The sequence below is a fragment of the Lysinibacillus sp. G01H genome, assembly GCF_028872195.1.
Taxonomy (GTDB): domain Bacteria; phylum Bacillota; class Bacilli; order Bacillales_A; family Planococcaceae; genus Lysinibacillus; species Lysinibacillus capsici.
In genome coordinates this window covers 2,551,782-2,575,582 of sequence record NZ_CP118397.1, presented here as the reverse complement: position 1 = coordinate 2,575,582, position 23,801 = coordinate 2,551,782, and the positions used below count along the sequence as shown (strand labels likewise).

The window sequence follows — 23,801 nt, the reverse complement described above, 5'->3', positions numbered from 1 at the left end:
ATGATCATCTGTTGCTTCTTTCAAGGCTGTTCTTGCGATTATAAGTGAAAATAGTGTATTATAGCATTCATGTTGTAAACAAAAAGGACGGATGTAATGAAATATAATAAGACAATCATGCTAAAGCTTATAAATGAACATCGAGCATTGCATGATGAATTAAAAAAACTAAAAACTGAAATGGGTTTAGAGAAAAATTTCGCAGTAAAGGCATTGTATCATTCGTTCGTTGCAGAAGATGGTCCTTATATGAAAGAATATCAGGATTTAGAGCGATTATAATAAATCATAGTGCCACTAACAAAGTTGTTGGCAAGATGAATAATAATTTTTAGTGCAAGAATTGAATACTAAGCTTGTGATTGAGCCATTCATTTTGAGTGGCTTTTTATTTTGTCTTTTTTCTCCCAGACGCTATAAAGAACGAGAACAAATACACTTTTGAACAATTTAGGAATTATTACAGATCACTAAATTGGGCAAGCAGGAAAATACAAAAGAATAAGTAATTGAAATGTATGAAAATGAAAAGGGTAACCCCCTGAAAGTTGAAAGGGAATTGGAAAACCTTAAAACAATGATTGGCTATGCGAAAACGCAGATACAAGGAGCATTGAACTCAATTGGTTAATGATCACTAGAAAGAAAATGTGCAGGAGGATAAATGAATGGCTGAAATCACATTAGAAGAAATTAAAAGTCGCATATTCAAAGACCATGAAGGGGTTAGTAACTACATCCACGTAAGCATTGAAGAAATGGATTGGTTAGTTGAACAAACTGAAAAAGTTGCACGTTTAGAAAAAGAGAACAAGAAAGAAAGCATATCAAACAGGTTATAAACAAGGGAAATTTGATGAATTGATGGATAATTTTTAATTGAAAGTAAAGTAGGTGGCACATTGAAAAAAGATACATTTTACTATGGTTTCACAGTAATGTTGCTATCTATTATTCGAAAAGAAAAAGTGAATAAAACAGAATTAAAAAAAGAAATCAATCGAATTATAGATGCCATGTACAAAGAATTTACTTGAAAGAAATTGTTCAGTAAAGTTATTTATCTTTTAGAGGTTTTACAAAGAATGAAATGAACATAACAGAAACCCCTATAACTATAAATAGTATTGCTATAGATTTATTTGAAATAAATGAATTGTATTCTAGGGCACCTGTTAATCTCGCTGATCCGATTGAAAGCGATAAGATGCCTAAAACAAATATGATATGTCCAATTTTAGAATGTGTTTTCATTTTATAACAACTCCTGATATTTAGGTTAACAACTTACAAAATGATAACATGATTAGTTCGGTTTGATTACTGCGCAATATGAGGAACATGCTTGAAAGAAATTGATTGATAAAACTATTAACCTCTTTCTTTTTTGGGTTTAACAAAGTAAGAAATGAACATTACAAAAAAGCCCATAGAAATGTATATTAGTGCAACAGATTTATTTGGAATAACTGAATCATAATCAAAGAAACCAGATAATCTTCCCACTCCACTTATAAGCAAAGTAATGCCAAAAATAAATATGATCCATCCAAGTGTAGACATTGTTTTCATTGAATATCAACTCCTCATATATAGATAAACCTATATAAGGATAACATAATTGGGTAATATATGAAAATATAGAATGATACATTTACTGAACAATATGAGGAAAGTGTGCACTTAAAAACTTTTATCATAAGGTTGGTGAGCCGATAGTGACTGAAAAAACTGTTCAAAAATAAGTAAAAGAAAAAGCCATGGCGTTTGCAGACGCCACAGCTCGAATTGGTTTATGCCTTTCTAGGTTAGTCAGATAAGTAAATATAACTCAACTTAGGAGGGCAGACCTATGTTAAAAGGGCAAAAGAGAATTTACTTCAGTGGATTGAGAATTATTGATGGATGGTTGAAATGATGGAGGAAGCACGGCAGCTGGTAGCGAAGGTAGAAGAAGTAGAACGTCGTGTATATTCACTAAATTATCGGATTAAGGAATATGAGCATAAGATTGCAGAGGTGCAGAACCGCATTCCATTTGTAGAAGGGGATAGAGAGGTTGAAGTCTTTCATAGATTACTAGATGGGAATAGCATGCATGCAATTGGAAAGCAAATGAGATTATCTAGTACGACAATTTTTAGAGTAAGAAATAAAATTTTGAGTCAGATGATGAAGGAGCCAAGGAGTTATTTCTTTTTAATAACATATGTTCAACATTCGGGCCAGATTGTAGAGGAACGTAAAACATATATTAGTATATATAATGTTACTGAATTTTGAAAGTTTATACTAAACTAGCAGGCAGTTTAAATGAAGAAGCAACATAAAAAAGAACGTGTTTTGTAAAAAATTGATCAAAACACGCTCTTAATAATTAAATTGGTTCATTTTTTTATAAAAAGTTTAATCATTTCCTATTTATGTTACTCAACAACCTGATCCTTTAATTTAATGTCTAAATATTCATTGTGGTAAAATCAAGTGCTTACAAGGAATACTTAGCTAATTGTTCACCCCAAGATGATAATTCAGTCTCAATAAATCCTACCTTTTTATATACAAATTTTGCAGTAAGATTTTCAGGATCATATCCAATCATTATTAAAGAAACGTTTGCAGTATTATTTCGTCTTATCTCTTCAATAACCTGATATATTGCTTGTTTACCTATACCTTTACCTTGAAATTCTTCATCAATCATAAGTCTATAAATCCAATAATTATGGTCATCAGGGTCTATTCCAAACATAGTAAATCCTATCATTTTATTTTCAAGATAAATACCTTTTGCATAGAAATTATCTAGAAATTGAACTTCTGCAATAGAATAAAGATTGGATGCAATAAATGTTTGTTGTTCTTCTTTAACAGATAATCTAATTGCTTCTTCCCAATTACTTTTATCAATAGGCTTTAAATAAATTTTCTTCAATCTGGTACGCTCCCTTTGAAGGGGAATCACGTAGTTTATGGGCTATTGAAACGTTATCCCCTTGTTTTTTCGCCCAATCAAGTATAAATAATTTCTCATCGACAACGCCTCCTTAAAAGTACAAAAAACAAGTAATTATATTCAATATCTTACTGTAATTTAGTAAGTGCTATTCAATTAATTGGCCCATAGATGGAACAACTTATTGACACTAAACAGTTCCTTAAGCTTTTTCAATTTAAGATGTTCTTTTCATTTTCACACCAATGCTAGTTATCTGTTTTAATATAACACAATTGAGTTTACTCATTATCATCTTGCTTGATCGTCGTAATAGGCTTCATTTGCAGCCTTATGATTATTGCCTTTTAGATAAGCTAAAATCATACTAGGTCGTTTAAGTAAAATCCAGTCCCCATAATGGTCAAAGCGCCTGCAAGAAGTAATCATACCATTTTTTATTGTTCCGTATTTTTTACCATTTGTTTTACCCAATTGTTTTAATCGTTTTGCAAAATCAGCATCTTCAGCCATCAGCATCTTCTCATTAAAACCTTTTATTGCTTGAAAGTCCTTTCGATAGCACCAAAAAATCCCTACAGAAATCAAACCATATTTAAACAATAAGGGAACAATCAAGAGAAAGGTAGAAACAATGATTCCAAGCGAAATTCTTTCAAAATTTCCGTTTACGCCGCCTCCAATATATTGATTAGATGCTAGATGCTTTTCAGCTTCTGATAACAAGTGTTCAGTCATTCGAGTATCTGCATCAATTGTAATTAGAATTTCTCCTTTTGCTAGTGCTGCTCCTGCATTTCTAATTTTGGATAAATTTTTATCTTCATTAATCAATGTTACACAATTGTATGACTTTGCAATTTCCTCTGTTCTATCTGTACAACGATTAAGCACAACAATCACTTCTACTTGATCTTTATAAAGTTGTGCAGCTTTGACGATTGATTCTAGGCATCCCCCGATGTACTTTTCTTCGTTGTGAGCGGGTATTATTACGGAAAATTTCACATTATTTTCATTTATATCCTTAATAAATTGCTTGCTTTCGGACATAGCAAAATCCCTCTCTCCTATATAATTAGTACTTACAAAAAAAGTATATCATTTACATATAAATTATTTTATGGCAATTTCGTAACAATATATTCAAAATATAGCTACTTCATAACAGCTAAAATCGCTAATCAAATTGTAACCAGAACCAAAAGTGGCGTGGCTAGAGCCAAAGCCCTTGCAAGGTACACTATCTGGAGAAATCGCATTCTCTTGAATGTTAAGAATTGCATTGATAAGTTCAACAAAAATAATCAGGCGCTCATATAAAATTGAGTTCCTAGTATTTATTGTTTACTCGTCATAGGGTTTGTAATTGCCTGATAACCCTTTTGCTTCCTCTTTATTGAAAGGTGGATTTTATTGAGTAACAATAAAGTTGTTTCTCAATCGTGCGCGATTCTATAACAAAGAACAGCGCTCGTTTTCAATTAAGGTCCAGATTGTTGAATAACAAGCTCTTAAGAAATGTTTACCAACGACGCTTTGGGACATTTTTGCTTCAAAATAATGCAGCGTTTCAGTTGAGATTTGATCATTACAATTTTCCTAAAATAATTTATTATAAAGAAATAGAGTAATTAAAGGATGTGTAGCTATGGTAAATCTCGATAGATTAATTTATCCAGCTTTCATACAGCAAGATGATGAAGGAATATTTTGTGTTTATTTCCCTACTCTGTTTCTTGAAAATGGATGGGAATATCCATTAACAAGAAGAGAAACTAGACACAAAGCAATACAAGATGCCAAAAAGGATTTAGCTTACACTTTGGCTGGAATTCTTTATGACAATGAAGAGCTTCCTGAACCTTCCTATCTAAATAGAGATGACCTTTCCGAAGGAATGGAATTAGTGGAGATAGAGACATCATTTGAACCGTATGCTGAAGAAATAAAGGAGCATTTAAAAGGTCGTCATTGGCATATCACTTATTATGACGAAGAAAATGATGATTATATTGAAGCTATTGGGTATAAAAATGAACAAGGAATGTGGGACATTTATTTTGAAGATTATTCTACGAAAGTGGAATATGATAATTTTGATTCTCCCAATCAAAAAAAACTTAAATACCCTATGGACCCTTTGCTCTTTAGTGTCAAATGTTATTCCGATGCAGAGGAGAAATTCAGCCAATATGTTGAAAATGTAATACTAAAGCAACGTGGTAATAAATGATTCAATCTACATGGTTTTCATTGAACTAATAGGTACTCAATTCAACAAGGGAAAAGAAACAAAAGGAACAAATGTAAAACATGAACGATAGTTTGTGGATTTAAAGTTTGTATTGTAAACTCGGAGGTAGGTTCGGTAGGAGTAAGGCTGATGTAAAGGAGTAGTGGCGGAATAGGTAGACGTAATGTAGTGGTGTAGCTAATGGCTCTTTGTAGAGGGCGCTGAAGCTCAGCAAGATCGGGCATAAACTAGATACCACGAAAATTACCATACAAGGTGCAAATCTACTTTTACTTATTCCTGTCTAAACAAGAACTATAAAAGCATTGTAATAGCTGTAAAAGCTTTATGATGCTTTTTTCTTTTGCTTTGAAAACTGCGTCAAACAGCCAAAACACTTCGAGTCGAGAGGGCAGAGTTTGGTGTGGTTTTGAGAGCAAACATATACCAATGATTAAAGTTGAAGTAAATGCTCATGCAGCTTTACTTTCGCATTTGGAGATTTCGACAAAATTTTTTTCCATTTAAAAGTAAAACACAATTTATTGTTAGAGAAAAAATCGTTAAACAAATTATTATCAAAACATCCTTCGGAGCAAAGTTTCCTCCCCTTTGATTCGTCAGTGTTCTATGAGCGTAGGTTATTATTATTGATTCATAACAACTACGTTTAAATGTGATTAGGTGAAAAGATTTACAAAATATTAATAACTAATTAAAAAACACATGTTATTTTGTTTAGATAAAAGAATTAATTACCTACAATGAGAGGAGAAGAAATAATGGAAAAAAACATTGAAGTTTTAAGAACAGAGGGGGACATTAATTTAACAAAAACTCGTTCTTTATGGCAAGGAAAACACTTGAGCAAAGAATCATTTGAGCTTTTAAACGATGATTCCAAGTATTATTTACATCAATCTCTTTCTACTCCTTGTTTAAATATTATTGAAAAAAGCTATGGAATTTACATAGAGGATATAGATGGAAGAAAGTATATGGATTTTCACGGAAATAATGTTCATCAAATAGGTTATGGTAATGAGTATGTTATTCAAGCAGTAAAAGAGCAGTTGGATATTCTTCCATTCTCACCAAGACGTTATACAAATAAAGTTGCGATCCAGTTGGCAAAAAAATTAGTTGACATTGCACCAGAAAGTTTAAATAAAGTACTGTTGACTCCTGGGGGAACTTCAGCTGTTGGAATGGCTTTAAAACTTGTTAGAAAGGTAACAGGTAAATTTAAAACTATATCTATGTGGGATTCATTTCATGGTGCATCTTTAGACGCTATTTCAGTTGGAGGAGAAGCACTTTTCCGTAACGGTATGGGTCCTTTAATGCCAGGGAGTCTGCATATAGCTCCTTACAATTCATATCGTGGTTTGTTTGATGATGACAATGGTAGATTTAAATCCCTTGATTATTTAGAATATGTACTTGAAAGAGAAAATGAAATCGGTGCAATTATTTTAGAGCCTGTTCGTTGTACAGACGTGCATATCCCACCAAAAGAGTACTATCAACGTTTACGTAATATTTGTGATAGGAACAATATATTATTGATTTTTGATGAAATTCCAACAGCTTTAGGTCGAACAGGTAAAATGTTCACTTTCGAAAACTTTGGAGTTATGCCAGATATTGTTTTATTGGGAAAAGGATTGGGTGGAGGCGTATTTCCAATGGCAGCGATACTCGTAAAAGGAGAACTTGATGTTGCCCAAGATATTGCACTTGGTCATTACACTCATGAAAAAAGTTCATTAGGTTGTGCAGCGGCATTGGCTACTCTTAATTATATCGAGGATTTTAAATTAATTGATAAGGCTAATCAATTAGGAAATTATATGAGAAAACGTCTTAAAAAGATGCAAGAAAAATATGAAATTATAGGTGATGTTCGAGGAATCGGTCTTTTATACGGAGTAGAATTAGTATTAAACCGCAATTCGAAAGAAAAAGCTATATCTGAAGCAGAGCAAGTAATGTATAAATGTATGGAAAAGGGATTAAGCTTTAAAGTATCCCAAGGAAATGTGCTTACTCTCACTCCACCACTTATCATTAATGAACATGAATTAGAACTAGCAATGGATATTTTGGAACAATCTATCCAGGAGGTTATAGGACAGTAATATAGATTTATGAAGAATTTATACAATTTACTAGACTGAAGCAACTAAACATCTCATATGAGGTGTTTTTATTATATAAAGAAACTTGATGTAACCATTCCAAAACAAACAAAGGTCGATGGAGGTGGGGGTGTTCAAGGCTGTTCTTGCGATTATAAGTGAAAATAGTGTATTATAGCATTCATGTTGTAAACAAAAAGGACGGATGTAATGAAATATAATAAGACAATTATGCTAAAGCTTATAAATGAACATCGAACATTGCATGATGAATTAAAAAAGCTAAAATCTGAAATGGGTTTAGAGAAAAATTTCGCAGTAAAGGCATTGTATCATTCATTTGTTGCAGAAGATGGTCCTTATATGAAAGAATATCAGGATTTAGAGCGATTACAATAAATCGTAGTGCCACTAACAAAATTGTTGGCAAAATAAGTAATAACTTTTAGTGCTAGAATTTAAATACTAAGCTTGAGATTGAGCCATTCATTTTGAGTGGCTTTTTATTTTGTCTTTTTTCTCCCAGACGCTATAAAGAACGAGAACAAATACACTTTTGAACAGTTTAGGGATTCTTATGGATAACTAAATTGGGCAAGGAGGAAATCATGAATGAAAAGTTAAAGAAGAAAATAGAAAAGTATATGGATTACTATAATAACGATCGAATTAAACAAAAATTGGCCGGCATGGGTCCGGTAAAATACCGAGCTTATGCCAGCCGATTAGCTGCATAAATAAAACTCTAACTTTAAGGGTTCACTTCACAGCTACATGCCGTCTTGGTCTATTTTCATTTCATTTAATATTTGTTTGCGTTCTAGAGTCAATTCCATAAACTCCTCTAAATCTTCCTCTAATGCGTGGTTTTTAATAAAGCTACGCGCTCTTGATCGTGCGCTAATGTATTTTGCACGCTCTTTATTCTTCTCTTGCCAACGTTTATTAGCTTCAGTCTGAAAATTCTTCTCCATTTTAATCCTTCCTTTTTTTAAAATATACTATGATATTTAATATCACTAAGATTAAACAAAAAGAGTAAATAATAATCATAGATACATCGAAGAAGCCTGGTTGTTTCCAATTCACCATATTAATCAAAGCGTAAATAGCAAATGCAAAAGCTACTACATATCCGATATTTTTCATAATACAATGGATATGATAAGATTATAGGGAAGGAGTGGCTAACCTCCTTCGCTTTGGGTATTTGCGACGTTTCCTCTTGGTAGAGGGGCGTCGCTTTTTATTTTGCTTACCTGTTCGCATGCCTTGAATATTTTTTACTGAGCCTTTCAGCAAATTAATTACAGTAGCGACTGCGACTAAATAAGCTAAAACCTTATCATAATCTACTTTGTTCACATCCTTTCTATACTTTAATTACACTAGTACTAGTATAAAAGGTTAATAAATATTTCATTTATTTTCCTTAAAATAAAATATATTCCCTTGAAAAATAAGAACATATGTTCTATAATGTAAGCGAGAACAAATGTTCTTATTAAAGGGAGCTTTCTATAAAATATAAAGGGGATGATTTCTTTGGCATTTACAGTCAAAACAGAAGCAGAAAAAATCTTTACTAACCTTATGGGAGATGGTGCAGTACGTTTGGCAGCAGATTCAGGATCAAAAACTAACTTCCATGATATTTTTGGTACATTAAAGAAATCAGAAGGAGTTACACGTCAACGTGCTGGAAGTCAATTGCTATTCTTGACATCACTTTACTCTAATGCATCTTCTGCGACAGTTCGTGGTCAAATCTTGACTCGTATTCACCGGATTTTAATCAACTATAAATCATTTATTAATCCAGCTAACCCAAACAATATTGGTCCAGAAAATCCAATTTTAGCTTTAGGAGCTTATGCAGCATTGGCTTTAGCAAAAGATGCTAATATGGTTTCATATACACAAGCTAGTTCTTCTAACCCAGTAACTCAAACTGAACTTAAATCATTACTTACTAGTTATGTTAGCAACTTCTACACTCGTATCACTGGTGAAGCTGGTTACAAAAATGTAAATCAGCCAAATGGTAAAGGAGTAACAGTTAGTGTTGGTTTATTAGCTGGGACTAAGCATTCTACTACGGCACTTAATGGTACAATCCTTGGTTTAGGAGCAGTTCACTTTATCAATGCTGCTATTAATGGTGCAGGTAATGCAATTTATTCTGATTTAAGTGCTTGGTTCACAAATATGTGTGCTCGTTTACGTGCAAATTACAGTAACTCTCGTGTAAACAATGGTTTAACTGAACTTTGCGTAAACATTGGTGCAGGTCGTGCTGGTGATAACGGTGGTAATATTGACCAAATGCGTGGATACTTCCCTTCTTCTGGTTACAACGCATTTGTTATCTGGGGGCTTAACCTAGCAGCTCGTGCTTACCGAATTGCTGAACTACGTTTAACTACACAAGTTCCTCAATTTAAAAATGCGGTAGCTTTAAGTTCTCATGTTTGTCAACAAACGGCAGCAGAAATCATGAACTACTACAATACTCAAATTTTAAACGAAGGTCGTTCGTTCGAAATTGGTCTTCCTAACTTTATGCAAGGTAGTCCAAACGCAGCTCCTGGTGGTTCAAAAGAACCGGGTAGTTCATCTGCTCCAACGTCTGGTTATGCTTTAGCGGGTTATCAACACTTCACTTCTAAGAGTATTCCTGAAGCAAAATATATTGCTAACTCTAATTTACAGTACAATATTCTCGTAGAACAAAACGGTGACCCAGCTTCAGTAACAGCTTATCTTTACACTGCAGCTTGGTATGGAGGTCACACTTTAGTAACCTCTGGTAAATTGACTTCTGCAATTGCTAACCATGCAGGTTCAGCAGCACTTCCATATAACATTGTTACAACTAATACTGGTGTGAAAGCAGAAGCTGGTGCATCACGTATCCTTCAAGGCTTAGCTGGAGCCATGAACAGTGGTATAACAACACTGAATTAATACAAAAATAATCACTAAGTTATAGAAGAAAGAAATTAAAAAATTTAAGCCCATTAGCTTAATTGGTAATGGGCTTATTCTATTAACTCGGTATTATTTTTTAGTATTTATATTTGGTTAATCCTTGAAAAATATAAAAGTAATAGTTTAAAGATTGAAAGGAGAATGTTTGATGAAACAGGTATTTATAAAACCAGCTGAAGGTATTTATACAAGCCTTTATGGCATGAGAAGTGGTTCAATGCATTATGGAGTTGACATTGCAAATAGTAGCGCCAATGTACCTATACACGCTTCTGCTGCGGGTGTGATTAACAAAGCCGTTGGTGGTTGTTCTAATAATGGCTCTATCGGTAATACATGTAATGGCGGTTACGGAAACTATGTGATAGTTCGACACAGTATTGATGGGAAAACATATGATACACTTTATGCTCATTTACAATCTATTGGTGTCTCTGTTGGTCAAACTATTAATCAAGGTGACAAAATTGGTGTTATGGGGAACAGTGGGAGTTCAACTGGTCAACACGTGCACTTTGAAATATATGAAAAAGCACGAGTGTCTCAATCGGAGGCGGTAGATCCTATGCCTTATTTAAACGGGGACAAGCCAACAGTTAGCTACCATACTTATGATGGAACTTGGGCAACGATTACAATTACTCAGAAAGCAAATGTGTTCAAAAATGTTGGATATGAAATTATCGGTCAACTTGAAGCTGGTGGAAAATACAAAGTGTATGGTCAAAGAGAATATGCAGCTGATGGAACTCTATACTATAATGTTGGATCTGGCTATATCCACAATGCTTATGGAACTATTGCTAATCACCATGCAACTGTTACAACTACTATTCATACGTATAGTTCTCCTAATGGATCATTTAAACGCCAATTAGCACCAGGAACTTATAAAGTACATGCAGCTAAAGACGGTTGGTACAATTTAGGTGCAGAATGGGTTAAAGCTGATCAAGTATTAATAACTAAAAACTAAACTCAAAAGATATTTTAATAAGATTAAAGACTAGCCAAGCAATGATGCAAGGGTAATCTTTTTTTACAGAGGTATTTTTAAAAAATAACCAGGCGCTCGAATGAGTACCTGGTTTTAATCATTTACATCAAATTTTTCTCGTGTAAAAATAGGTACCATTTCTGATTTACAGCACCTGCCCAGTATCTCTTTTATTTTTAAATTGTTGTACCCCAGTGTACCCCAATTAAGTGGGGTACAACGGGTAAAAACGGAAACCAACATTTTTTACCAAATATATTTCTGAATCTAATTTCAAATTTTTGCAAAGTTAAATTTTTTAACCTTTTCTAATCAATAGAGCAAAAACCCCACCAAATCAACACTTTTACGCTATAATGTAGGACGAGGTGAAGAAAATGTTTGTGAGTGAGAAACAAATTGAAATACGGTACGCAGAGACAGACCAGATGGGCGTGGTGTACCATGCGAACTACATCATTTGGATGGAAATTGGGCGTACCCAGCTTGTAAGTGATGCTGGCTTTGAGTATGCTGCATTAGAAAAAGATGGCTATGTATCGCCTGTGATGGATTTATCGATTTCATATAAAGCAGCCATGCATTATGGACAAGTGGCGACGGTGCGCACTTGGGTAGAAAAGCATGATCGTTTACGAACTACGTATGGCTATGAAATTTTACATGAGGATGGCACGGTAGCAGCCACAGCTCAATCCGTACATATTCTTGCGCACAAGGATTCATTGCGACCGGTATCTTTAAGTAAGATTGACCCTGCTTGGGATGCCAAATATAAAGAAATTGCCCTTGAGGCAAAATAGGAGAACAATAGATGGAAATGTTTCTAGCTTTAGGCGCTATTTTGGCAGCTCTTGGTGTTGTTTTAGGTGCTTTTGGTGCACATGCACTCAAGGATAAGTTTGCCTCGCCGCATTATGCAGCCGTTTGGGAAACGGCTGTGCAATATCAGATGTATCATGCTTTAGGGATTTTAGCCCTTGGCATTCTATCCAATGATGCATTTTTAGGAAGCTCTAGTCTACTTTCCTGGGCAGGCTACTTGATGTTTACAGGGATTGTATTCTTCTCTGGTAGTCTATATGTGCTTGCTGTGACAGGTGTGAAAAAGCTAGGTGCGATTACGCCAATTGGTGGCATGTTATTTATTGTTGCGTGGGTGCTTGTTATAATAGCTGCCTTATCCTGATACAGAAAAAGTAACGAGAACGTTCTGATGATTTATATCATAGGAGCTTCTCGTTTTTTAGTTGAAAGTAAGAAAATGAAACAATTTGTCTGATTTTGCGTATTACATAATATTAAGAGATGTTAAAATAAGCTAAACATCAATGTGAAGGTGGGAATATTTATGGGTTTATTGAAAGCAGGCGTTGGGGCATTAACAGGTGTTTTAGAGGATCAATGGCGTGAGTATTTTTATTGTGAGGCATTATCCTCAGATGTTCTAGTAACTAAGGGTGTTAAACGCACTTCTAAACGAGGTTCAAATAAAGGAAATGACAACATTATTAGCAATGGCTCCATTATTGCCGTCAATGAAGGGCAATGTATGATGATTGTTGAACAGGGGAAAGTTGTAGAGTTTTCTTCAGAAGCTGGGGAATATGTCTATGATACATCAACAGAACCTTCGATTATGTACGGCTCAGATTTATCCCAAGGCATAATAGAAACATTTAAACAGATAGGCAAGCGTTTTACATTTGGTGGGGAACCTGCTAAAGATCAGCGAGTTTATTATTTTAATAAAAAGGAGATTGTTGGGAATAAATATGGCACTCCTGCACCAATTCCATTCCGAGTTATTGATCGTAATATCGGATTAGATATCGACATTGCCATTCGTTGCCATGGTGAGTATTCTTATAGAATCATTGATCCGTTATTATTCTATACAAATGTATGTGGAAATGTAGAGCGTGAATTTACGCGAGAGGCCATTGATAGCCAGTTAAAATCAGAATTAATGACAGCATTACAGCCAGCTTTTGCACAAATTTCAGCAAGTGGCGTTCGTTATAGTGAAATACCTGCGCATACGGTTGCCTTAGCAGACGCACTCAATAAGGTATTATCAGAAAAGTGGCTTGCTACACGTGGTTTAGCTGTTGTGTCATTTGGCATTAGTACCCTGAAGGCTTCTGAGGAAGACGAAGCCATGATAAAACAACTACAACGCAATGCGGTCATGCGTGATCCAGGTATGGCTGCTGCCCATTTAACAGGCGCTCAGGCAGAAGCGATGATTGCAGCTGCTAACAATGATGGTGGGGCAATGGCAGGCTTCATGGGGATGAATATGGCTGCACAAGCAGGTGGAGTCAATGCTGGTCAGCTTTATCAAATGAATGAGCAAAATAAGCAAGCGCAAATGGCTCAGGCTGCGTTGCAAAATCAATCAGCCAAAGCACCTGGAACATGGACATGTGCATGTGGTCATGACAACACAGGGAAATTCTGTTCAAATTGCGGCGCAGCAAAACCAGTGGAAGAGGGCTGGACATGTACATGTGGAGCGGTGAATAAAGGAAAGTTTTGTAGCGAGTGTGGCTCTAAAAAACCAGCTGGTGCTTTACTCTATGCATGTGATAAATGTGGGTGGGCACCAGAGGACCCTGCCAATCCGCCTAAATTCTGTCCAGAATGCGGCGATGTTTTTGATGAAAAGGATGTCAAGTAAGGAGATGATGACCTATGTCAACGCAAGAAGTTGAACATGTCAAACAAGTAAAGCTTGACTTTGATGCAGAATGTCCGTCCTGTAGTGCATCAATTGAGTTTAATCCTGCTACAGGTAAGCTGACTTGTCCGTATTGTGGATTTGAATCTGAAATTGCAACCCCTGAACAAGAAGAGGAAAAGGTTGCTCAGGAAATGGATTTCTTAAAAGCAGAGGAACGTGGGAATTTCAATTGGGGCGTGGAGAAGAAAACAGTTATTTGTAAAGCTTGTGCGGCCGAGACAATTTATGATGCCCTGCAGGTCGCTGACAGTTGTCCTTACTGCGGCTCAAATCAGGTCATGGAAGCGAGCGCTGAAAATACGCTTGCTCCCAATGGCGTATGTGCTTTTGAAGTAACGGATAAGCAGGCAGGAGAACATTTTCAGAAATGGATCAAAGGTCGATGGTTTACACCAAAGGCTGCCAAAATAAGTGCAAGGCCTGATGCTTTTAAAGGGGTATACCTCCCGTATTGGACGTTTGATTCAAAAACAAGCTCTAGATACTCCGCAAGATATGGACGACATCGAACGGTTACGGATAAAGATGGTAAAACGCATACTGAAACAGATTGGTATTCAACAAGTGGTTTTTATCAGGAATTTATAGACGATCATTTAGTGAGTGCCACAACACGCTATGATCGGGACATGATGCGAAAAATTGAACCATTTAATCTTCTTAATAATAAGGCCTATAAACCCCAATATGTAGCTGGATTTTTATCAGAGCGTTACAGTGTTGGTTTGCAGGATGGCTGGAGCCAAGCAAAAAGTGAAATCCATGATCATCTCCATGCGCAGATTACGTCCAAAATTCGTTGGGAAAATAATGCGGATGTAGTATCCAATCTACGTTTTTCCACAAACCATGATGATATTACATACAAATATTTAATGTTACCCATTTGGTTATCTTCTTTCCGCTATAAGGAGAAGGTTTACCGCTTTATGGTGAATGGACAAACGGGTCGAGTTGGCGGCAATGCTCCTATCTCGCCGCTTCGCGTAACAATTGCTGTTATTTTATCCTTAGCAGTAATCGCTCTGATTTGGTATTTCTTTATGTCTGAATAATAATAAACAGTATGCCAGTAGGAGCCTTTTGTTGTCCTTTTGGGATACTGTTTTTTCATAAAATTGTCCTTAAATACTGGGTAAATGACTGAATTAATTGGCTTATATAGGATAATCATCATCCATTATCACGGCTGTCATTGCGTCAAGTTGCATAGATTAAAGGGAGAGTAAAATATTAGAACAGCCTTGGATGGACAAAAGCATAAAGTTGCAAGATGGTGTAAAAAGCAACTTACTATGTAGGAAAATCGTTAGAAATAATGCAATTATGGTGGTTAAAAATTAGGACGTATTTCCATTAATGATGAGAAGTGAAGTTGCGATTTTACTTTAAACAACTTATTATACAGTCAGAGAGCATTTTTTAAGCTAGTCATGATAAATGTAATGTTATTTTTGAATAACAACGAAAACGTTATTCATATTGGAGGTTTCGATGATGGACGCAATTGAAGTGTTAACAAATTTAGATCAAATACATGGGTATTATCAACCGATATTTAGCGCAGACGCGCATACGGTGATTGCCTACGAAATTTCCGGATATCTACAAATTCAAGGTCAGCAAATTAATTTAAAGGATTTCGTCAACAATGAAGATATTCCAGAAGAATATCGAATTGATATGGAACACAAAATTTTACATGCGGCATTAGCCAAAATTGATGAAATTGCACCAGAAATTGATATTTATATTCCAAGCAATCCAAATTTATTGATGCAAGATTTTGGTGAAAGTCATTTTAATATTATCCAACAATATATAGAGGAAAAAGATTTACAGCGTATCGTACTTGTCGTATCAGAGCATCGTTTTATAGGGGATATTAACAAATTACATCACGCCCTACGCTATTTTACGACGTTTGGAGTGAAAATTGCCGTACAGGAAGTAGGAGCCGAAAGTCACTTAGAGCATATTGCGCTATTGGCCCCACATATCTTAAAAGTCAATACACGTGATTTAAATTACCATTCTTGGTCCGCTCAATCGGACATGATTTCTGCCATTGGTAGCCTAGCTTATAAAATTGGAGCGAATCTATTATTTGAAGATATTGAAACGGTTTATCAGCTACAATTCGCATGGAAAAATGGCGGTAGATTTTATCAAGGGCCATATCTAGCTAATCCAGCTATGACTTTTGTTGATAAGGATATATTAAAGGAACGTTTTAAAAAAGAATGCCAGCAATTTATTACTTCCGAAAAGAAAATGCTGGAGGCGCAATATTTGCAGTTGAAAAAATTAAGGGAGGAATTAGAGGCGATTGTTCACCGTGTGAAACCAACAAGCGACAATGTCTCCCATTTAGAGTACTTAGCTGAATTATTGGATAACTACTCCTTCCGTCTCTATATTTGTAATGAGGACGGATTCCAGTTAACGCCTAACGTTATGCGAATTGATGGGAATTGGGAGCTACAGCCACGTGCCATCAATAAAAATTGGAGCTGGCGTCCTTATTTCCTTCAAACAATTATTAAAATGCGCAACGATCAAAGTGGGGAAATCTCTGAATTGTATCGGGATATAGAAACAGGAGAAATTACAAGAACATTCTCCATTGCGATCAACGAGCATGAATATTTGTTTGTTGACCTTTCCTATGACTATCTTTATGAGCACAAAATCTTTAGATGATATTAGTAATTTCTTTAATGACAACATATCAGGAGTACAATTGCAATTCGATATATTTAGTGAACTAGGTATGATGGGAGAATCCTAAAAGCCTAGTAAAATACTGAAGTTGCCTTCTATTTTTGTAGAAGGCAATTTTTTTGATTTCAATCAGGAATGCTATTTAAATTCTCATAGAAAATTACCTACCTCTATCGAAACAAAAATGGCAAGCAATACATTTGTTAAATTTGTATTGAATGATTTTGTTTTTTCAGTATTTTTTCATTTAGCTTAATTAAGATGGAAATAACATAAAGGAGCTGAAAAAATGAGGATTATCAAAATACTTCTAATTATGATTTTAATTTGGCCATTTGTTGATACCAAAATAGCAAAAGCGGATGATGAAAATGATTATAAAAAATACGAGGGTGATGTTCATAAAAAGCACGATGATGATTATGAAGAGGAAGATGAAGAGGAAGATGATGATTATGATTATTATAAAGAAGAGGATGAATACGATTATTATGATCAAAGATACCTTGAAACAAATAGTAATACATGGAATATTTGGACAAGATCGACTTATGTAAATAAAGGAGAGTTACCTTTGAAAGAAGCGAAAGAAATTCAGTTAAAACTAGAAAATAATACAAAGTCTCTTTACTTGATTCCTTTAGATGGGGAAATATATGTGCCAGGTAAAATTATTGCTGAACTTTTAGGTGCAAAAGTAATTAATTATGATAATAGTAAAATATTAGAAATTAATAAAGGTGATACAGAATTAATTTTTCGTGCGGGGACAAATGTTGTGTACTATAACGAGATAAAATCACCGATACCAGCTGTTACATTTTATTTGAATGATAATATATATGTTCCAATTAGTGTAATTTCAAATGGTTTGGGCTATGTGGCTGAATGGCAAGAAATGAATAACTCTGTTTTATTTAAGTTTTTAAAGTAAAAAAGGAGATGATTAAATGAAAGATCAAAAGAAAGCTAAATGGATATTAGGTACCTCTGGAGTAATATTATCTTCTTTACTATTAACGCAATTTAATAATGTTCCATCAGATACAAACATAGCTGATCTAAATTTGACAAATGAACAATCAAAAAAAATGTCAGACCGAGAAAGGGAACTTGTTCAATTGGATTGGACAAATTTTGAAATTGTGGGAGTGAATCAACTACAACAAAATAAAATCCGTACCGATCGAACTACCAAACGATCCTAGACATAGTTTGAAGTGGAGTTGAAGTTGCTTGGATACCCTATCATTAAACACGATGAATACAAACTTTTATATTGAAATTGCTGGAACACAAAAAAATGATTGGAAAGACAAAGTGGTGAAATGGTTGCAATACGTTGCAAGAGAGTGGTCAAGATTTGAGCCAAATAATGAGTTAAATCAAATTAATCAACTAAAGGTAGGAGAAATCGGCAGAATTTCTCCTGCATTATACGATTGTTTAAAAGAAGCAGATAACTATTATACATTAACTAATAATATATTTTCTCCGTATTTAAAATTACATTTAGAACAACATGGGTATGATCGATCCTTTCCTTTTCAAGAATCAACGTATAAGCCAATACAAATAGAAAAAAAGGCAAATAAGCCATTTCTTTTTTTGGATCACAATGAAGTTTTAAAAACGGATAATCAATTAATTGATTTAGGTGGATTTGCCAAAGGATACGTAGTTGAAAAAATAGCTGATTGGCTTAGACAGGTTTCTCCAGAGTTTGGAATTGTAGATGGTGGTGGAGATATGAAAATGTGGTCGTCAGGTAAAAAGACATGGACCATTGGGATTGCTCATCCATTTCATATACACGAAGAGATCAGTACAATTAGAATTCAAAATGGAGCAATTGCCACTTCAAATCGTATATTTAGAAGTTGGAAACAGCAGGGGAAAGAAAAGCATCACTTATTAGATGGAAGAACTGGAGAGGTAATCATTAGCCCTATCCTTCAAACAACAATAATAACAAACTCATTATGTCAAGCAGAAGTGGCAACAAAACTTGCTTTTTTATTAAATGAACAAGAATTACAAGTATGGTTTGACAAACTACAGATGCCTTGTGCTTGCTTGATAGCAAAAGATGATGGAAGTATATATTGGTTGAAAGGAGGAGAAAAGTTAGATGTTATTTAGTACTTGGGAATGGATTCGATTATTAGGGCTTTTAAGTTATTTTTACTTCAGTATGTCCATTTTTTTTGGTTTACTAAGGAAATCTTCTACTCTCAAGTCCAATAAAAACTTGTACTTTCAATTACATCAAATGAGTGGATGGATGGGATTTATAACTGTTATTGTACATTTACTTTTACTAATGATTGATCAATACGAACCCTATACTATTTCTGATATCGTATTACCTTTTAGCGCTAACTATCAGGCATTGTTGTCTGGGCTGGGAACCATAGCTTTTTATTTATTTTTAATAGTTCTTGTAACATCAGATATATGGATAAATAAAATGAAATTCTCACTTTGGAAGAAGATGCATTTTCTTGTTTTACCTGCTTGGATATTATCACTTATTCATGGGCTATTCATTGGTACTGACACTAATCAAATGTTAGTAATTTTATTTTATAGTAGTACGGTAATGGTTATAATTATCGCACTACTTGTAAGGTTGATGAGTGATGGGTTTAAGAAGAAAGATCAAAAGCAAGGGGTTAGCAAGTAAGCGGTGCTTGAATGGAGGAAAGGCAGTTTCTCCATGTTAGCTAGGCTGCCAAAGTAGCTCAAAAAATAAACTAGTTGAATGGCACTACTGGTTCATGTAATGCCATTCTATGGTTTATCCATCATGTAACGATAAATAGCCTACTTTTTATTATAAAGAGGAAATTGAATACAAAATGTTGTACCTTTTTCCAACTCGCTTTGAACTGTTAATGTTCCTCCGTGATCTTGAACAATAGAATCAGCTATAGCAAGTCCCAGTCCTGTTCCGTTTCTGTTTCTCACAGCATCACTCCGGAAAAATCTATCAAAAATAAAAGGCAGGTCTTCCTTAGAAATCCCAATGCCTGTATCTTCAATGTAGATATATATCATTTTATCAGTTTGTAAAAGCTTTAGATAGATGGATCCTTTTTGTGTGTACTGGGCTGCATTATCTAATAATATATAAATTAATTCAGTTATATTATTTGAATTTCCAATAAATTCAACATTAGGTTGGATTTCTATTTCGAAAACGATTGTTTTTGGTAACGCTCTTTTAAACTTCCTACTAATCGTTATTAGCAACTCTGTTAAGGAGATTTTTTCTTTAGTTGATTTAATACGATTTTTGTCATGTCGGGCTAAAAATAATAGTTTATCTAATAGCTCTTTCATTAACGCTGCTTCATGCTTTAAATCTTCGATTAATTCTTTACCGAAATCACTCATATTATTAGCTTCATCAGATTCTAAAATATCGAGTGAACTATAAAATACACTTAGCGGTGTTCTTAACTCATGAGAAGCATCTGAAACAAAACTTTTTTGTTTTTCAAGTGCATGTTGAATGGGGATCATGGCTTTTCCTGCCATGTAGTAACTTAAGAATCCAATTATGATCGTAAAAATTATAATTAAAACAATAAACAGTAAAATCATTTTTTGAAAAAAATGATATTGTGATGTGGTCGATTTGCCTATAACAATATATCCTAGGAATTCATCGTTAGTCTGAATGGGTTTCGATAAAATTAAAAGATGTTTATCGCGCCAATTTAAATTTTTTACAAAACGTTTAGAAGGATTTTCCGTTTGAATGATTTTTTCTAGATCTTTAAATAAACCTTGATAGTTTTCGTCACCGTGGACTAGTATCTGGTCTTTTGTATAAATATAGTAAAAATACATACCATTTGGGTTAAATTCTAATTTCCCTTCATTATCATTTTTGTGCTCAAAAAAGTCATGATATTGTTCTTCGTAATAAGTTTCTAGTTCTTCTACTTGTTGATAATTCATTAGTTGAACTAATGAAAAATAAAGAATAATAAGAAAAGCAAAGAAAAAGCCTATAAAATAAATGGAGTTAAATAAAGTTAATTTTTTACGAGTTTTCTTAAACATGCTACCTCACTCTGTATCCTATTCCTCTAATGTTTTCAATAATGGATTTTGATCGATTATAATCGATTTTTTTACGAACTAGTTTTACTAACGCATCAAGGTTGTTGTTAGTCATTTCATGATCAAATCCCCATACTTGTGTATAAATTTGTTCTCTAGTAAGAATGATGCCTTTGTTGATAAAAAGGTACTCTAACAATAAAAATTCGTTTTTAGTTAATAGTATTTCTTGATTATCTTTATAAAGTGTCCTGGAATCCAAATATAACTTTAAATCATCAATTTGAATTATTTGATGAATGGATTTATTTTTTCTTCTTAAAATGGCACGTATTCTCGCTAAGAGTTCTTCCATTTTAAATGGTTTAACAACATAATCATCAGCACCTGCATCTAATCCAAGGATGATGTCATTGCTATCATCCTTTGCTGTTAGTATTAAAATGCCACCTTCATAACCATTTCTTCTAGCTTCTTTGCACACATCAATACCGCTTAATTCTGGCATCATCCAATCTAGAATGACGAGGTCGTAAGAATGAAATAGTATGTATTCTAATGCATGCTGACCATTATCTACAGCATCGACCTGATGAAATTCTTTTTGAATGATGTGAACAATGTTTTTCCTTAACCGATTATCATCTTCTGCTATCAGTATTTTCAACAAAGCTCCTCCTACCTTTTTTATATTCAATATAACTAATTTATAACAACATTATGAAATCCACCTGAATTTTTTGTGTGACCAATCTTCTACTTATTCTAAGCCAAAAAGAAATTTTAGTTAAATATCATAATTTTTTCTAGTGCCGTTTTTCAGATTTTTTTCATATTGTTTGCTTAGACTAATGTTGAAACTCAATATGGAAGGAGACCTCCTATGCGATATTTAAAATTTTTTGGGATAGTATTGGTAGTTATATTTTTTATGTATGATGTAAATCCCATTTATGCAGATGATATTTTTGAAGGAAAAGATGAGTATGATTATGAGGATAACGGTAGACAACAACACGAGGAAGGACGTTATGAGGATATTGGTGAATTAATTGGTTGGTGTACATTTATAGGAATTGGTGCAGCTGGTATGATTTTTCCTATTCGAACCTTCATGAAGTCTGTAATTCGTACATTCCCACAATCTAAAGGGCTATATTTATCTGCAGCAAAGTTAATAGGTAGATATCATATTCTTTTTGGCACAATGGCATTGTCGTTAGGTATAGGTCATGGGTTAATCATGTACTTTAATGAGGGTGAATTGGAGAATGAAGGAATTATTGGCTTGATTGCAATTATTCTTTTGTCTATTACTGCTATCGCAGGAATGAATTTTTTCAACTATAGAAAAAATCGAAGCTTACGAACAATCCATATCTCCATAGCCGCATTAAGTGTTATTGCAGGAGGGATTCATATTTTTATCTCTTAGTCATGTAAACATGACTCGGCTCATAATTACTCAGCTTAACATTTTTGTTGCCTATTGTATTCTTTTCTATATTTGTTTTATAAACAATGTCTTAGACAAAGAATCTCTAGTATTTGAGCTAAATGCAAAAAGATCGCACTAGGGAAGTGTGATGTGTAATTATATTTAAGTTTATAGTTCTTGTATTGGTTAAGGTATTTTTCCGTATAAGAATTCTACACCTCAACTCGCTGTAGGTGGACAAAACTTAGTCACCGACACGACCCCAAAATAACGAAAAAACTAGGTACGCCAAAGAGGGGTACCTAGTTCTATTATGCAAAGGGACACTTGGGATGGAGTGACCCTAGTAACAATTTCGGAGGTGTAAGGCTAATTTAGCTTTACACTACTATATATATGTTGTGATTGCTATAGTTGAATAGTTAATTGCCTGAGAAATAATAAATGAAATGATAAATAGTTTGGGTATTTCATTGATTATCTAGGATAGAAATGGTAAAGTGAACATAACTTTAGGGACAAGGAGGAGAATTCACATGAAAAAAAGAGCTATTCGTTTTTTAAGCATGGGTATAGGGTTCTCCACAGCTGTTTTTTTCTAAAATCAACAAACGAGGGATAAGTCTGCCCTTTTTTAGAAAAATACGATCCTAAAGGAGAAAAGAATATGAAAACAAACATAATACGTAAAAATCCAATACAGGTACCTAGCCCTGTGGGGGAATATAGCCACATCACAATCATTCCGAAAGATGCAACATTGTATGCATTTTCTGGACAAATAGGGGTTGATCAAGATGATCAATTGCCTGTAGGATTAATTGAACAAACGACCAATACATTTAAAAATATTGAAACGCTTTTAGCAACTGAGGGATTGGATGCTTCTCATGTGGTAAAGGTGAATATATGGGCGACAGAGGAGATTGATTGGCATCATTTCGATCAGCAATGGGAAGTAATGTTTGGTCATTCCTATCCCTCTATGACTATTGCTTATGTATCAGCATTAGGGCTACCAGAATTAAAAATAGAGATTGAACTTTGGGCTGCTAAATAGCCTAAAAAACGACAATATCCATGTGGTATTGTCGTTTTTGTATAACATGGTATTAACGTAACATCCTTTTTAATTGTTTCATTTCATAATTTAATTCATCAATTTGCTTTTGTAGTTTGTCAATATCATTGCTATTACTTTCATTTTCCTTTTCCTTCAACTCATCTTCTAGCGCAAGACCAGCCGCAATGGTCGCTAGAGCGTCTCCAAGTGTTGTGATCGCCCCTGCAATGACAGCCAGCTTAGCTGCTTGACTCACGGATTCCAATCCCTCACTATTCCGATTATCTTTATTTTTCTTCATATAATCCTCCCTACAAAAAAGGGTATTATTTGCATTGTATGCTTAGGATAAGTAACAGGTGAAGAATTTATGGGCATCAAAGTATGTAACAAGGGAAGTTGGTTTTTATAAGGCATTTTTCAGAAGTTTATGGT

At 34.2% G+C, this 23,801-nt stretch carries 29 protein-coding genes; 21 read left to right on the top strand and 8 right to left on the bottom strand.

Annotated elements, in window-relative coordinates; translation table 11 throughout:
• The first annotated feature begins 96 nt into the window (after window positions 1–96).
• The 3 genes from PSR12_RS13200 (at window position 97) to PSR12_RS13190 (ending at window position 1,037) form a co-directional block, all read left to right on the top strand.
• Window positions 97–282 carry a hypothetical protein gene (locus PSR12_RS13200; RefSeq protein WP_274769273.1) on the top strand — a complete coding sequence of 62 codons (186 nt, stop codon included), beginning with the start codon at window positions 97–99 and terminating at the stop codon, window positions 280–282.
• Window positions 283–668: 386 nt separating this feature from the next.
• Complete coding sequence (locus tag PSR12_RS13195) at window positions 669–842, top strand: hypothetical protein (protein WP_274769271.1); 174 nt, start codon at window positions 669–671, stop codon at window positions 840–842.
• 60 nt (window positions 843–902) lie between these two features.
• Window positions 903–1,037, top strand: a complete 135-nt coding sequence (locus PSR12_RS13190; protein ID WP_274769270.1) for a hypothetical protein — start codon at window positions 903–905, stop codon at window positions 1,035–1,037.
• 19 nt (window positions 1,038–1,056) lie between these two features.
• Here the strand turns inward: PSR12_RS13190 and PSR12_RS13185 are convergent, their stop codons facing one another.
• Both PSR12_RS13185 and PSR12_RS13180 read right to left on the bottom strand, forming a co-directional pair.
• Window positions 1,057–1,254, bottom strand: a complete 198-nt coding sequence (locus PSR12_RS13185) for a hypothetical protein (RefSeq protein WP_274769269.1) — start codon at window positions 1,252–1,254, stop codon at window positions 1,057–1,059.
• Window positions 1,255–1,371: 117 nt separating this feature from the next.
• Window positions 1,372–1,572, bottom strand: coding sequence for a hypothetical protein (locus tag PSR12_RS13180; protein ID WP_274769267.1), 201 nt, complete (start codon window positions 1,570–1,572; stop codon window positions 1,372–1,374).
• Window positions 1,573–1,914: 342 nt separating this feature from the next.
• On the opposite strand from PSR12_RS13180, the gene PSR12_RS13175 reads away from it, so the two are divergent.
• Window positions 1,915–2,283 (top strand): hypothetical protein, encoded by a 369-nt coding sequence (locus PSR12_RS13175; RefSeq protein WP_274769265.1) that lies wholly within the window; start codon window positions 1,915–1,917, stop codon window positions 2,281–2,283.
• Window positions 2,284–2,488: 205 nt separating this feature from the next.
• Here the strand turns inward: PSR12_RS13175 and PSR12_RS13170 are convergent, their stop codons facing one another.
• Window positions 2,489–2,935, bottom strand: a complete 447-nt coding sequence (locus PSR12_RS13170) for a GNAT family N-acetyltransferase (protein WP_221682963.1) — start codon at window positions 2,933–2,935, stop codon at window positions 2,489–2,491.
• Window positions 2,936–3,247: 312 nt separating this feature from the next.
• The gene (locus PSR12_RS13165; RefSeq protein WP_221682962.1) at window positions 3,248–4,009 is read right to left on the bottom strand and encodes a glycosyltransferase family 2 protein; all 762 of its coding nucleotides are present in this window, start codon (window positions 4,007–4,009) and stop codon (window positions 3,248–3,250) included.
• Between the two features lie 598 nt (window positions 4,010–4,607).
• Between PSR12_RS13165 and PSR12_RS13160 the strand changes: the two genes are divergently transcribed.
• From PSR12_RS13160 to PSR12_RS13145, 4 genes are all read left to right on the top strand, one after another.
• On the top strand, window positions 4,608–5,192 hold the full coding sequence (locus PSR12_RS13160; RefSeq protein WP_274769263.1) for a type II toxin-antitoxin system HicB family antitoxin: 585 nt from the start codon (window positions 4,608–4,610) through the stop codon (window positions 5,190–5,192).
• Window positions 5,193–5,974: 782 nt separating this feature from the next.
• Window positions 5,975–7,333 (top strand): (R)-1-hydroxy-2-aminoethylphosphonate ammonia-lyase, encoded by a 1,359-nt coding sequence (gene pbfA / locus PSR12_RS13155; RefSeq protein WP_274769262.1) that lies wholly within the window; start codon window positions 5,975–5,977, stop codon window positions 7,331–7,333.
• Window positions 7,334–7,543: 210 nt separating this feature from the next.
• Window positions 7,544–7,732: a hypothetical protein gene (locus tag PSR12_RS13150; protein ID WP_004225125.1), complete on the top strand. Its 189-nt coding sequence runs from the start codon at window positions 7,544–7,546 to the stop codon at window positions 7,730–7,732.
• 209 nt (window positions 7,733–7,941) lie between these two features.
• Window positions 7,942–8,070 (top strand): IS3 family transposase, encoded by a 129-nt coding sequence (locus PSR12_RS13145; RefSeq protein ID WP_004225126.1) that lies wholly within the window; start codon window positions 7,942–7,944, stop codon window positions 8,068–8,070.
• A 33-nt stretch (window positions 8,071–8,103) separates the two neighbouring features.
• Here the strand turns inward: PSR12_RS13145 and PSR12_RS13140 are convergent, their stop codons facing one another.
• On the bottom strand, window positions 8,104–8,307 hold the full coding sequence (locus tag PSR12_RS13140) for a hypothetical protein (protein WP_274769261.1): 204 nt from the start codon (window positions 8,305–8,307) through the stop codon (window positions 8,104–8,106).
• 562 nt (window positions 8,308–8,869) lie between these two features.
• Between PSR12_RS13140 and PSR12_RS13135 the strand changes: the two genes are divergently transcribed.
• The 11 genes from PSR12_RS13135 (at window position 8,870) to PSR12_RS13085 (ending at window position 19,477) form a co-directional block, all read left to right on the top strand.
• Complete coding sequence (locus tag PSR12_RS13135) at window positions 8,870–10,300, top strand: calcium-binding protein (RefSeq protein WP_274769260.1); 1,431 nt, start codon at window positions 8,870–8,872, stop codon at window positions 10,298–10,300.
• Window positions 10,301–10,472: 172 nt separating this feature from the next.
• Entirely contained in the window at window positions 10,473–11,300 is an 828-nt protein-coding gene (locus tag PSR12_RS13130) for a M23 family metallopeptidase (RefSeq protein WP_221682958.1), read from the top strand.
• Window positions 11,301–11,698: 398 nt separating this feature from the next.
• Window positions 11,699–12,124, top strand: coding sequence for an acyl-CoA thioesterase (locus PSR12_RS13125; RefSeq protein WP_221682957.1), 426 nt, complete (start codon window positions 11,699–11,701; stop codon window positions 12,122–12,124).
• A gap of 11 nt (window positions 12,125–12,135) precedes the next feature.
• Complete coding sequence (locus PSR12_RS13120; RefSeq protein WP_221682956.1) at window positions 12,136–12,510, top strand: DUF423 domain-containing protein; 375 nt, start codon at window positions 12,136–12,138, stop codon at window positions 12,508–12,510.
• Between the two features lie 162 nt (window positions 12,511–12,672).
• Window positions 12,673–14,004: an SPFH domain-containing protein gene (locus PSR12_RS13115; protein WP_274769257.1), complete on the top strand. Its 1,332-nt coding sequence runs from the start codon at window positions 12,673–12,675 to the stop codon at window positions 14,002–14,004.
• Window positions 14,005–14,018: 14 nt separating this feature from the next.
• A complete protein-coding gene (locus PSR12_RS13110; protein ID WP_257522345.1) occupies window positions 14,019–15,122 on the top strand; it encodes a TFIIB-type zinc ribbon-containing protein in 1,104 nt (367 codons plus the stop codon).
• A gap of 442 nt (window positions 15,123–15,564) precedes the next feature.
• Window positions 15,565–16,770: an EAL-associated domain-containing protein gene (locus PSR12_RS13105; RefSeq protein ID WP_274769254.1), complete on the top strand. Its 1,206-nt coding sequence runs from the start codon at window positions 15,565–15,567 to the stop codon at window positions 16,768–16,770.
• Window positions 16,771–17,080: 310 nt separating this feature from the next.
• The gene (locus tag PSR12_RS13100) at window positions 17,081–17,725 is read left to right on the top strand and encodes a copper amine oxidase N-terminal domain-containing protein (RefSeq protein WP_274769252.1); all 645 of its coding nucleotides are present in this window, start codon (window positions 17,081–17,083) and stop codon (window positions 17,723–17,725) included.
• Window positions 17,726–17,741: 16 nt separating this feature from the next.
• Window positions 17,742–17,999: a hypothetical protein gene (locus PSR12_RS13095; protein ID WP_221682952.1), complete on the top strand. Its 258-nt coding sequence runs from the start codon at window positions 17,742–17,744 to the stop codon at window positions 17,997–17,999.
• 28 nt (window positions 18,000–18,027) lie between these two features.
• Window positions 18,028–18,933 carry an FAD:protein FMN transferase gene (locus PSR12_RS13090; RefSeq protein ID WP_221682951.1) on the top strand — a complete coding sequence of 302 codons (906 nt, stop codon included), beginning with the start codon at window positions 18,028–18,030 and terminating at the stop codon, window positions 18,931–18,933.
• Complete coding sequence (locus PSR12_RS13085; RefSeq protein WP_221682950.1) at window positions 18,923–19,477, top strand: ferric reductase-like transmembrane domain-containing protein; 555 nt, start codon at window positions 18,923–18,925, stop codon at window positions 19,475–19,477. Before PSR12_RS13090 ends, PSR12_RS13085 begins: the two co-directional genes overlap by 11 nt.
• A gap of 140 nt (window positions 19,478–19,617) precedes the next feature.
• On the opposite strand, the gene PSR12_RS13080 is transcribed toward PSR12_RS13085, so the two are convergent.
• A complete protein-coding gene (locus PSR12_RS13080; RefSeq protein WP_221682949.1) occupies window positions 19,618–20,865 on the bottom strand; it encodes a sensor histidine kinase in 1,248 nt (415 codons plus the stop codon).
• A 1-nt stretch (window position 20,866) separates the two neighbouring features.
• Window positions 20,867–21,532: a response regulator transcription factor gene (locus PSR12_RS13075; protein ID WP_221682948.1), complete on the bottom strand. Its 666-nt coding sequence runs from the start codon at window positions 21,530–21,532 to the stop codon at window positions 20,867–20,869.
• A 216-nt stretch (window positions 21,533–21,748) separates the two neighbouring features.
• Between PSR12_RS13075 and PSR12_RS13070 the strand changes: the two genes are divergently transcribed.
• Window positions 21,749–22,300 carry a hypothetical protein gene (locus PSR12_RS13070; RefSeq protein WP_274769247.1) on the top strand — a complete coding sequence of 184 codons (552 nt, stop codon included), beginning with the start codon at window positions 21,749–21,751 and terminating at the stop codon, window positions 22,298–22,300.
• Between the two features lie 670 nt (window positions 22,301–22,970).
• Window positions 22,971–23,363, top strand: coding sequence for a RidA family protein (locus tag PSR12_RS13065; protein ID WP_221682946.1), 393 nt, complete (start codon window positions 22,971–22,973; stop codon window positions 23,361–23,363).
• 52 nt (window positions 23,364–23,415) lie between these two features.
• On the opposite strand, the gene PSR12_RS13060 is transcribed toward PSR12_RS13065, so the two are convergent.
• The gene (locus tag PSR12_RS13060) at window positions 23,416–23,667 is read right to left on the bottom strand and encodes a hypothetical protein (protein ID WP_221682945.1); all 252 of its coding nucleotides are present in this window, start codon (window positions 23,665–23,667) and stop codon (window positions 23,416–23,418) included.
• Window positions 23,668–23,801: the final 134 nt, after the last annotated feature.

Bases quoted from the DNA above. Each gene is read 5' to 3' on its own strand.
- PSR12_RS13085 (WP_221682950.1), top strand. From the start codon at position 18,923: ATGTTATTTAGTACTTGGGAATGGATTCGATTATTAGGGCTTTTAAGT.
- PSR12_RS13135 (WP_274769260.1), top strand. From the start codon at position 8,870: ATGATTTCTTTGGCATTTACAGTCAAAACAGAAGCAGAAAAAATCTTT.
- PSR12_RS13105 (WP_274769254.1), top strand. From the start codon at position 15,565: ATGGACGCAATTGAAGTGTTAACAAATTTAGATCAAATACATGGGTAT.
- PSR12_RS13120 (WP_221682956.1), top strand. From the start codon at position 12,136: ATGGAAATGTTTCTAGCTTTAGGCGCTATTTTGGCAGCTCTTGGTGTT.
- PSR12_RS13175 (WP_274769265.1), top strand. From the start codon at position 1,915: ATGATGGAGGAAGCACGGCAGCTGGTAGCGAAGGTAGAAGAAGTAGAA.
- PSR12_RS13150 (WP_004225125.1), top strand. From the start codon at position 7,544: ATGAAATATAATAAGACAATTATGCTAAAGCTTATAAATGAACATCGA.
- PSR12_RS13110 (WP_257522345.1), top strand. From the start codon at position 14,019: ATGTCAACGCAAGAAGTTGAACATGTCAAACAAGTAAAGCTTGACTTT.
- PSR12_RS13095 (WP_221682952.1), top strand. From the start codon at position 17,742: ATGAAAGATCAAAAGAAAGCTAAATGGATATTAGGTACCTCTGGAGTA.
- PSR12_RS13140 (WP_274769261.1), bottom strand. From the start codon at position 8,307: ATGGAGAAGAATTTTCAGACTGAAGCTAATAAACGTTGGCAAGAGAAG.
- PSR12_RS13165 (WP_221682962.1), bottom strand. From the start codon at position 4,009: ATGTCCGAAAGCAAGCAATTTATTAAGGATATAAATGAAAATAATGTG.
- PSR12_RS13060 (WP_221682945.1), bottom strand. From the start codon at position 23,667: ATGAAGAAAAATAAAGATAATCGGAATAGTGAGGGATTGGAATCCGTG.
- PSR12_RS13160 (WP_274769263.1), top strand. From the start codon at position 4,608: ATGGTAAATCTCGATAGATTAATTTATCCAGCTTTCATACAGCAAGAT.
- PSR12_RS13080 (WP_221682949.1), bottom strand. From the start codon at position 20,865: ATGTTTAAGAAAACTCGTAAAAAATTAACTTTATTTAACTCCATTTAT.
- PSR12_RS13070 (WP_274769247.1), top strand. From the start codon at position 21,749: ATGCGATATTTAAAATTTTTTGGGATAGTATTGGTAGTTATATTTTTT.
- PSR12_RS13100 (WP_274769252.1), top strand. From the start codon at position 17,081: ATGAGGATTATCAAAATACTTCTAATTATGATTTTAATTTGGCCATTT.
- PSR12_RS13180 (WP_274769267.1), bottom strand. From the start codon at position 1,572: ATGAAAACAATGTCTACACTTGGATGGATCATATTTATTTTTGGCATT.
- PSR12_RS13130 (WP_221682958.1), top strand. From the start codon at position 10,473: ATGAAACAGGTATTTATAAAACCAGCTGAAGGTATTTATACAAGCCTT.
- PSR12_RS13200 (WP_274769273.1), top strand. From the start codon at position 97: ATGAAATATAATAAGACAATCATGCTAAAGCTTATAAATGAACATCGA.
- PSR12_RS13125 (WP_221682957.1), top strand. From the start codon at position 11,699: ATGTTTGTGAGTGAGAAACAAATTGAAATACGGTACGCAGAGACAGAC.
- PSR12_RS13185 (WP_274769269.1), bottom strand. From the start codon at position 1,254: ATGAAAACACATTCTAAAATTGGACATATCATATTTGTTTTAGGCATC.
- pbfA (WP_274769262.1), top strand. From the start codon at position 5,975: ATGGAAAAAAACATTGAAGTTTTAAGAACAGAGGGGGACATTAATTTA.
- PSR12_RS13065 (WP_221682946.1), top strand. From the start codon at position 22,971: ATGAAAACAAACATAATACGTAAAAATCCAATACAGGTACCTAGCCCT.
- PSR12_RS13195 (WP_274769271.1), top strand. From the start codon at position 669: ATGGCTGAAATCACATTAGAAGAAATTAAAAGTCGCATATTCAAAGAC.
- PSR12_RS13145 (WP_004225126.1), top strand. From the start codon at position 7,942: ATGAATGAAAAGTTAAAGAAGAAAATAGAAAAGTATATGGATTACTAT.
- PSR12_RS13115 (WP_274769257.1), top strand. From the start codon at position 12,673: ATGGGTTTATTGAAAGCAGGCGTTGGGGCATTAACAGGTGTTTTAGAG.